A 9,660-nucleotide genomic window follows, 5' to 3' on the forward strand; every position below is an offset into this window, starting at 1 on the left:
AAATTAAAAAGGCCCTGGAAAAATCCAAAGCCTTTCATAATAATTTTATAAACCTTATTTGGTTTTTTGTGCAGGTGTTGTAACCGGGCCCGGCAATGTTTGTGACGGGGCGTTATTAACCGGTGCAGTTTTTAATACTTTTTCGGCCTGGCCTTTCGATTGCGAACTGTCGGCCTTATCGGCGCCGCCTTTTACAGCAACATTAATAGCAAGCGACAATACCATTAAGGTGATAGCCAAAATCCAGGTGCCTTTTTCTAAAAAGTCGCCGGTTTTTTGCACCCCCATTAACTGGGATGAACTTGAGAAGTTTGATGACAAACCACCACCTTTAGGATTTTGAATCAACACGATCAACACCAAAAGGACACACACAATGATCGCTATGATCAGCAATAATGAATACATTTTATATTAAATTAATTGGTTTTCTTTTCTAATTGTTCAATCTTTGCCGCAAAGTAACGGCTTTTTTCCGGAAATCTCAACATCAATTTTTTGTATGATGCTATGGCCTTGTGGTAAAGCATTTGGTCGGAGTAAATGGCTGCCAGTGTTTCGGATACCAATTCGTCCCTGTCTTCCGAGCTTTTCTTAGCCTTGTTCTCGTTATCCAGCTTATCGCTGCTTTGTGGCCTTATCTGGGGCTCTTCCTGTATAAAGCGTTCTATAATAACCTGCTCTTTTTTCTTGTGCTCAAAAACAGGCGGTGCAGCAAACGGAGGTTGCGGCAAACTTTTATCAAGCTCCTCTACTGAAGTGATGTGAAAAATATTTTCATAATACTGCTGCTGTAGTTCATCGGTACCGGCTTTTAACCTGGCCCGGGTGCCGGCAGTGCTTGTTTCTTCTGGTGCCGTATAAGGCTGGTAAACACCTGAATGCTCTTTGCGGGTTTTATCAAGCCACCACAAAAAGCTATAAGGCATTTTTTCGTCGTGGTATTTCGACACGTCCTGCTGGTCCGCATCGCCGGCCAATTCATTTACAGGTTCGGCAGTTGCCGCGGGCTCGCTTACCGGTTCCGCTTTTTTATGTTCCCCAAAAGCGCGGTCGAACATAAAAAAATCAGCACCCGCTATGTTCCCTATAATATCAGGTTCCATGCCGCCTATTTCGTCGTAAACCTCATCATCAATGGTGTGGCTTACCTCTTCCTGTTTTACCTCGGGCTGGTGGCTTTCCTGGGGTGCCGGCTCTTCTTTAATTTCAGGCTGATGATGTTCTGCCGGAGCGGTTTCATCCCACGGCCGGTATTGCTGTACGGGTTCTTCTGTTACCTGTACTTGTTCAGCAGCGTAATCGTTCGCTGCATGCTGATGTTCTTCATGCGCATCTTCATCTGGAACCGGCGGTGGTGTATGTATTTCCGGAGCCCCAGCATCAACTACCCAATGCTCTTCAGCAGCCGGTTGCGATATGTGTTCTTCAGGAGCAACTGCGTCAACTACCAGGTGTTCTTCAGGAATTGGCGGTGGTGTATGTGCTTCAGGAACATCAACTACCAGGTGTCCTTCAGGGATTGGTGGCGGGGTGTGTGCTTCTGGTGCAGCCACATCAACTGATAAATCTTCTTCAGGTATCGGCGGCGGGGTATGTTCTTCAGGAGCAGCCGCGTCCACTGTCCAATGTACTTCAGGGATTGGTGGTGGGGTATGTGCTTCGGGCGCTCCTGGGTCAACTACCAAATGTTCTTCAAACAATGGCGTTGTGTGTGCCTCTGGCTCAAGATGTTCCGCATCCTCATGTTCTGCATTTGGCAGTTCAACGGCTTCAACCGGTTCGGGCGGAAGCCTGTGGCCCATGCCTGCAGCATAATTTATTATAGGCTCCGCAATTGGAACCGCGTGGGTTATTCCGTCTTTAATTTCATCTGTAGCGGTTTCACTGTTATTATCATGCGGTAATTCTTCCACCGGTGCAGTTTCGTGCCCTTCGGTTAAATCAGCATGCCCTTCCGCCACAGCATTTTCGCCCATCTCGTCATGTTCGTGTGATGAGGCTGCCTGCTCTTCAACCAAGTGGGCTTCCACCTGCTCATCAACATGTTGACTGTGTAATGTCTCCACAAGATCTGTTGCATGGTATTCATCAACTGCAGGATGCGTGATTTCGCGCTCGGTTGCAGGTAGGTCATCCGCTGCCGACAGCGTTTCAACAGCGCTATGGTCGCTAAAATAATTTTCGGGGTTGCCTGTATTTGTATCGTGTTGCTGGTAACCGTTGTAGTTTAAAGGCTGCAAGCCATTTTGAACAATAATATTCTCGTCGGCTACACCTATTAATGACGCAGGGGCATTTATTAATTTATAAAGTGCCTTTGCATTAAAATAAACTGAAGCCTGTTTTAAGTTTTTTTGGTCGCTGGTATGGGCAAGCAGGGCCTGTAAAATACCGCTCTGCGGAAAATCATTAACCAGCCGCTGCAAATTATAATTATACTGCTGGGCATCATCGGCCGGATGGGCCAACAATGTCCATAAAAACTCGTTCTGGCTGTTATTATAATTTTGATCCACGATTGTTGAAAATACGAATTACTCCCAATTTGCAAAAGCCTTGTTAAAAATATCTTCGGTTAGCTGCTTATTAATATCCTGTATCAGCGCCTGCTCCTGCGCACCAAGCTCACCTTTAAAATCTTTATATTTTGTAAATTGTTGTTCAAAACTAAGCTTTTTATCGGCATCATAGGTATATTTTACGTTTACCGTTATGGTTAAACGTGTTTGATCGGCCAGGGGCGCTGTTGTATTGTTGGTTGCCTGTACCGATACCGGCGCTATATTATAGTCTGTAATTGTGCCCGACATTACCGCGTCGGCTTCGCCATTAACAACGCTGAGGCTGGTTGTGTTTCGGATACGTTCTTTTAACGCCTCGGTAAATTGCTGACTTAAGGTATTTACAACAAGGGGCGCGGTGTTCTCAAAAAACTCAACCCGTAACGTTTTCAAGTTGGCCGGTATCGACGCCCCGTTAAGACTAAGTTTATAAGTACAAGCCTGTAACAGCCAAACAAACCCTATAAGTGTTAACGCAATCCCCTTAGTTCTCATTATCAATTATAAATTTAGTTCTTTTATTTTTCTGTACAAAGTTCTTTCTGATATTCCCAGCTCGTTAGCTGCAAGTTTGCGCTTGCCCTTATGCTTTTTCAAAGCCTTCCTTATCAGGTCCGATTCCTTGTCGATAAGAGATAAAGACTCCTCTACCTCTTCGGCATCCTGAGTTATATTATAAGGGTTTGCGCTACTATTATTGCTAATAACGGGCTGCTGCAAAGTAAATTGCGACTCGGGCCCATTTGGCAAATCAATATCCCTGTACAACTGGTTTATGGTTTGAGAATGTGCTGCGTGATTAATAGAAACCCCGCCATGTTCAATAATATCGGCGACCAGTTTTTTCAGTTCAACCATATCGCGTTTCATATCAAAAAGCACTTTGTATAAAATATCACGCTCCGAAAAATCTTCCTTCTGCTGGTTGTCGACCCGCATAGGCAGGTTTCGGCCGTTTACTTCCATCGGGATATAGCCCAATAACGTTTGCGCGGTGATGACACGGTCGCGCTCAAGCACGGCCAGTTGTTCGGCCATATTTTTAAGCTGGCGCACATTGCCCGGCCACGAATAATTGATCAATACTTGCTGCGCTTCCTCATCCAGTTGGATAGGTGGCGTGCGGTATTTATCGGTAAAGTCTGACGTAAATTTGCGGAACAGCAGGTAAACATCCTCTTTCCTGTCGCGTAGCGGTGGTATGCGTAATGGCACCGTATTTAAGCGGTAGTATAAATCCTCGCGGAACTTGCCATTTTTTACAGCGTCATATACATCAACGTTGGTGGCGGCTATTACCCGCACATTGGTTTTCTCAACCTTTGACGACCCTACTTTAATATACTGCCCCGATTCCAGCACCCGCAATAAGCGCGCCTGGGTACCCAGTGGCATCTCGGCAATTTCATCTAAAAATATGGTGCCGCCATTTACGGTTTCAAAGTAGCCTTTACGCTCGCCAACTGCACCTGTATAAGCGCCCTTCTCGTGTCCGAACAATTCTGAGTCGATAGTTCCCTCGGGTATGGCCCCGCAGTTAACCGCAATAAACGGCCCGTGCTTACGCGGACTCATTTGATGAATGATGTGCGAAAACACTTCCTTACCACTCCCGCTCTCGCCTGTTATCAAAACCGAAATATCAGTTGGTGCAACCTGGTTAGCTATATTTATCGCGCGGTTCAACAAAGGCGAACTGCCTATGATGCCGAAGCGTTGTTTAATTTCTTGAATTTCCATTGGCCCCCCAACCCCCTAAAGGGGGAGTTTTAAGCCCCCTGCCCCTAAAGGGAGGAGGATATTTTTAATACTATCTATAACTCATTAACAGCCCCTGGCTGTAAACCACGACGATATCCGCCACGGCGTAACTCTCCGCTAGTTAGCGGAGGTTTGGGGGCTGTGCGCCATACCTATAAGTGTTGCCGTCGTGCATCGCTCTATTAGTACATCCACATATTCCCCCGGCTTATACCCCTCTCCCACCGGGAAAACTACTACTGTATTCTGATCACTCCGACCCGAATAATCTTTATTCGATTTTTTTGAAAAACCTTCTATCAATACTCTCTGCGTGGTGCCAACTAACCTTTTCAACCGCTCGTGTGAATGTTCCTGTTGCTTGGCTACTACTTCCTGTAAACGGCGCTTTTTAACAGCATCGGGAATATCGTCAGCGTAACGTTTGGCTGCCAACGTTCCGGGACGCTCCGAGTACATAAACATATATGCAAAATAAAATTGCACGTGGTCCATTATACTTAAAGTATCCTGGTGTTCTTCTTCTGTTTCGCTGCAAAAACCAGTAATTATATCGGTTGAAATGGCACAATTCGGAATGATGCGGTTTATCGCCGCCACCCTGTCCATATACCATTCCCTGTTATAGGTACGGTTCATCAGCTTCAGCACGCGGCTGTTCCCAGATTGTATGGGCAGATGGATGTAATTACAAATATTATCATATTTCGCGATGGTATGCAACACATCGTCGGTAATATCTTTAGGGTGCGAAGTTGAAAAACGCACACGCAGCTCGGGGCTTATCAGCGCCACCATTTCCAGTAAATTGGCAAAAGTAACATCACCTTCCTCAACTGTGTGATTATACATCACGCTCAAATCCTCGCCCGATGCCAGCACCTTGTCCAACAAATCCATGCCCAACACAGGTTTTTCAGTTTCGATTTTCTGCTCCTGTTTGTTTTCGGGTTTCCACTTGTACGAGTCCACATTTTGCCCCAGCAAAGTAACCTCGCGGTAGCCATTGTTAAACAAACCGGCGCACTCGGCAACTATCGATTGCGGATCGCGGCTGCGTTCGCGGCCACGGGTAAACGGCACTACGCAAAACGAACACATGTTATCGCAGCCCCTCATTATCGATACAAAAGCGTTGATGCCGTTACTGTTTAACCGAACCGGACTTATATCAGCATAAGTTTCCTCGCGCGATAGTAGCACATTCACCGCTTTCTGGCCACCGTCAACCTGTTCAATCAAGTTTGGCAGGTCGCGGTAGGCGTCAGGGCCAACCACCACGTCAACCAGTTTTTCTTCTTCTAAAAATTTCGATTTCAAACGTTCAGCCATGCAGCCAAGCACGCCCACCACCAGGCCGGGGTTTTTAACCTTAGCTATGGTGAAATCGCGCAGGCGGTTACGCACGCGTTGTTCGGCATTTTCGCGGATGGAGCAAGTATTTATAAATATTACATCGGCCACATTATAATCGGCCGTTGTTTCAAAACCTTTTTCAGCTAAAATAGATGCGACAATCTCGCTATCCGAAAAGTTCATGGCGCAACCATAGCTCTCAATATAAAGCTTCCGGCCATTGCTTTCAGTTTTGGGTTCCAACAATAAAGCTTCACCCTGCCTGCTTTCATCATGTACTTTATCCGGAATTACCAAATCCATCATTATTATAAAAATTAGTCTGCAAAAATACACAAAATTTAAATACAGTGTGACAGATTGGCAGTTATTTTAGTTGATTGGATTTTAGTTGATTGGGTTGCTGATTTGAAAATTTGATGATGTGCTGATTTGAAGATGATCACACATATTCGAATTAAGCGCCCACAGACCGCTTTCTTCTAAAACTTTATCGTAGCGATTTTTGTTAAATGTCGACATAAAGGCTGTATCAACCAGCCTGATTTTGACGTCAATATTACACCTTGGGCTATTGCAACGCCGGATTGTTACGGCTGCTGTTACAAAAGTTAGCAACTTAATTAATAAATTTAGCGAAATTAAAACGACCGTACAGCACGGCGGGAAGCAAAAAGGCAGATAGCCAAATAGATTCCCAGTAAAAAGTAAGTAAAACAATGGGAATTAATGGCGTTTAAATATTTACAGAAAAAGTGGCAAAAGGTGACGCTGGCTGTTGTGCTGGGCTTTACTGTAATTATTTTGGTGGCGGCTATTTTTATTAACAGTTATTGGTCGCCCATACTGGAGAATAAGGTTAAAGATATTGTTAGCGCCAGCAGCGATAGCTTGTATAAAGTAGATTTCTCGTCGGCCGAGTTGCATGTTCTCAGGGGCACCATAGTTATTTTTAATATCACACTAAAACCCGACACAGCCGTTTACAATGCTAAAAAAAGGCTGCACCTTGCCCCTAACAACCTGGTTGAACTCCACATAAAAAAGCTGGTATTTTCGCACATCCACCCGCTTAGTCTTTACTTTCGGCATCGGCTTAACATAGGGCAGGTATTGGTTTACAACCCTGAGTTGAATATTAGCTACCAGCTAAACCATACCCGCGACACCGTGGTGAAGGATAACCGCACCGCCTGGCAAAAAATATCAAAAAGCCTCCATTTTATTCACATCGGCGATATTTTAATGGGCGATGTTAAGTTTAGCTATAAAGATTACTCGGGCAATAAACTGGCAATTTCCGAACTTAAGGAGATGAACCTGAGCGCGCACGATCTGCTGATTGACTCGGCCACGCAAACTGATAAATCACGACTGCTTTACTGCAAGGATATAACTGCCGAACTAAATAATTACAAAGCCAAAACGCCAAATGGCCTGTACTCCTACAGCATAAAATCGGTTAAATTATCTACTTCAAAATCGCAGTTAAACCTAACAGGCATATCGCTTAAACCAGCAACAACGGATGTATTTTTTACCCGAAGTCACAAAGACAGGTTCACGCTCAGCCTGGATTCGGTGCAGTTGAATAATTTCGATTTTTTGAGCTATCACAAGTACCGCACTTTAACTGCGCAAAACCTACTTTTTCACAATGGCGCCCTGCAGGTGTTTGCCAACCCCAATCAGTCAGAAAAAAAAGAAGATAAAATTATCAGCTTCCCAAATGTGGCAATGGGTAAATTACCCATTGATATAAAAATAGATACCATTTTATTTAAACGAATAAGCGTTACTTATAACGAGTTTAATGTAAAATCGAAAAAGACAGGGACAATAACATTTAACAATACTAATGGGCGGGCGCTAAACTTCACCAATAACAAAGCGGCGTTGCAAAAAAATAGTATTACGACAATACAGCTAAGCAGTTATTTTATGAACCGCGGTAAGCTCAACGTAGCTTTTAACTTTAATCTTACAGATAGAATTAACAGCTTTAATTACAGGGGCAGCCTTGGGCCGATGAATGCCCAGGAAATCAATAAGGCTACTATGCCCCTGGCTATGGTTAAGGTGAACGCAGGCACAATTAAACGGTTTAGTTTTGATGTAAAGGCCAACCGCAATGGCGCCAAAGGAAAGGTTGAGTTATTATATAACGATGTAAAAGTAAGCTTGTTAAAGGCCGACACCATAAACGATAAGCTTAAAAAGAAGCTTGTCGAATCATTATTTGCCAATATATTTATCCTAAAACATGACAACCCAGATAGCCCGGGCGAACAACCACGAGTTGCTTATGTTAATTTTATCCGCAAGCCTGAAAACGCGTTTTTTAAATCAGTTTGGCAGGTGTTGTTAGATGGAATAAAACCGTCTGTGGGGCTAGACGAAAAAACGTTGCAATCCATTGCCCAAATGAAGGACCAGCGTGCCGTTGATAAACAAAATCGCCAGGTAAAAAAAGCGCAACGCAAGCAACGGCGTGCCGAGCGAAAGCTGAAAAGAGAGATAAAGAAGGCGGAAAGCAAATAACCTATAACTCCTACTCTATAAGTAAAACTTATGACAATTTTAAAACTTTGTAAGTTTTATATCTCCTTTGTGCAACGTTTCCCGACCCCGCCGCATCTTATATACAAAGCATAAACTAAAAATCATGAAAAAACTATCTTATACTATTTTGGCTGCAGTTTTAATGGTAGGTACCACTTTAATAGCATCAGCACAATCAACCAAAAGCCGCCAGGTATCGGGTTATAACAAAATTGGCTCCGGCGGTCCGTTTGAAGTGCACGTAAAAATTGATGGCACCGAAAGCCTGAAAATAAAAGCCCAGCCTGATGTAATTAAAGAAATTGAAACTATTGTTAAAGACGGCACCCTGCAAATAAAATTTAAGCACCACGAAAATTGGGGCGACCATAACTATGGCCCTATCGAGGTTTATGTTACTGCCAAATCATTGTCAGCTCTTGCCAATGCAGGTTCAGGTTCAATTAAGCTTGATGGCAGCCTTACCGGTAACAGCGTTAACATTTCGTTAAGCGGCTCGGGCAACGTTACAGCCGCAGTTAAAGGCGGTGATTTTCATGCGGCAATCAGTGGTTCAGGCTCGATAGATGTTAAAGGAAGCGCTGACAAAACAAATGTATCCATCGCCGGCTCGGGCGATTTGGAAGGCAGAAATTTTAAAACAGAAACTGCCCATGTTTCAATAGCAGGTTCTGGCAATGCCCGTTTTGGTGCCGATAAAACAGTTTCGGCAAGCATCGTAGGCTCAGGCAACGTAGTTTATTCAGGCAATGCAAGCATTACCGATAACCGCACCGTTGGCTCGGGCAGGGTTAGTCACGAAGACTAATTTGGTAAGTGGTGTGAGTAGTTGAAGCTAAAATAGCACTTAATAACTTATAATATATATTCTTCAAGCTGCTGTAAAAGGCAGCTTTTTTATTTTTTAATGATAGCTCATTTTGATGCCTTTTTCCTTTACCAGGTTTTTCAGCCTAGCAATATCCTCATCCGATTGAAAACCCGACTTTGGCAGGTAATAAAATGCGCGGCCTGAAGGCATCAAAATAAAGTATTTTTCGCGCTCGATGAACTTAATTATGTGTGGCCATGTTATGGTTGAACTTACTGTTTCGCCTTTTAAAGCTATTTGCTCGTTGCTAATAGTATAAACCTTTGGCTCGCGCAGGGATATTGTTTTTGCCATATTTCGCCGTGCCCCTATATACGTAAGCAGTGGAAATACCCCGGCATAAAACAACGTATACATAACAATAATCAAAATTTCGTCTGCCCAGTTAAACGGGTTACTATAAAACATGCAAAAATGCACCAATGCAAAAATAATAAGCATCCTAACAACTGCCCTGGTATTGTATTGCACCAGCAGACTTATGTTAAAGTATGTTTTTATATCAATCAGGCTGTTTATCGTAATATCTTCCATAATTCAGATCTG

Annotated in this window: 8 protein-coding genes; 2 read left to right on the top strand and 6 right to left on the bottom strand. The window is 43.8% G+C overall.

Translation table 11 applies throughout. The features are described 5' to 3' along the window. Positions 1–54: 54 nt before the first annotated feature. The 5 genes from secG to NAF19_RS04540 form a co-directional block, all read right to left on the bottom strand. Positions 55–408: a preprotein translocase subunit SecG gene (gene secG, locus NAF19_RS04520; protein WP_252788621.1), complete on the bottom strand. Its 354-nt coding sequence runs from the start codon at positions 406–408 to the stop codon at positions 55–57. A gap of 11 nt (positions 409–419) precedes the next feature. Beyond that, the gene (locus NAF19_RS04525) at positions 420–2,519 is read right to left on the bottom strand and encodes a hypothetical protein (protein WP_252788622.1); all 2,100 of its coding nucleotides are present in this window, start codon (positions 2,517–2,519) and stop codon (positions 420–422) included. A gap of 18 nt (positions 2,520–2,537) precedes the next feature. Continuing rightward, positions 2,538–3,059, bottom strand: coding sequence for an LptE family protein (locus NAF19_RS04530; protein WP_252788623.1), 522 nt, complete (start codon positions 3,057–3,059; stop codon positions 2,538–2,540). 6 nt (positions 3,060–3,065) lie between these two features. Continuing rightward, entirely contained in the window at positions 3,066–4,304 is a 1,239-nt protein-coding gene (locus NAF19_RS04535) for a sigma-54 interaction domain-containing protein (RefSeq protein ID WP_252788624.1), read from the bottom strand. A gap of 138 nt (positions 4,305–4,442) precedes the next feature. Further along, positions 4,443–5,987 (bottom strand): MiaB/RimO family radical SAM methylthiotransferase, encoded by a 1,545-nt coding sequence (locus NAF19_RS04540; protein WP_252788625.1) that lies wholly within the window; start codon positions 5,985–5,987, stop codon positions 4,443–4,445. Between the two features lie 423 nt (positions 5,988–6,410). Here NAF19_RS04540 and NAF19_RS04545 point away from each other — a divergent pair, with 423 nt between their 5' ends. Next, positions 6,411–8,222 (top strand): AsmA family protein, encoded by a 1,812-nt coding sequence (locus NAF19_RS04545; RefSeq protein WP_252788626.1) that lies wholly within the window; start codon positions 6,411–6,413, stop codon positions 8,220–8,222. A gap of 124 nt (positions 8,223–8,346) precedes the next feature. After that, entirely contained in the window at positions 8,347–9,051 is a 705-nt protein-coding gene (locus tag NAF19_RS04550; protein ID WP_252788627.1) for a head GIN domain-containing protein, read from the top strand. A 96-nt stretch (positions 9,052–9,147) separates the two neighbouring features. Here NAF19_RS04550 and NAF19_RS04555 read toward each other — a convergent pair whose 3' ends face one another. Beyond that, complete coding sequence (locus NAF19_RS04555; protein WP_252788628.1) at positions 9,148–9,648, bottom strand: YcxB family protein; 501 nt, start codon at positions 9,646–9,648, stop codon at positions 9,148–9,150. Positions 9,649–9,660: the final 12 nt, after the last annotated feature.

It is taken from the genome of Mucilaginibacter flavidus (assembly GCF_024055575.1).
Classification (GTDB): Bacteria; Bacteroidota; Bacteroidia; order Sphingobacteriales; family Sphingobacteriaceae; genus Mucilaginibacter; species Mucilaginibacter flavidus.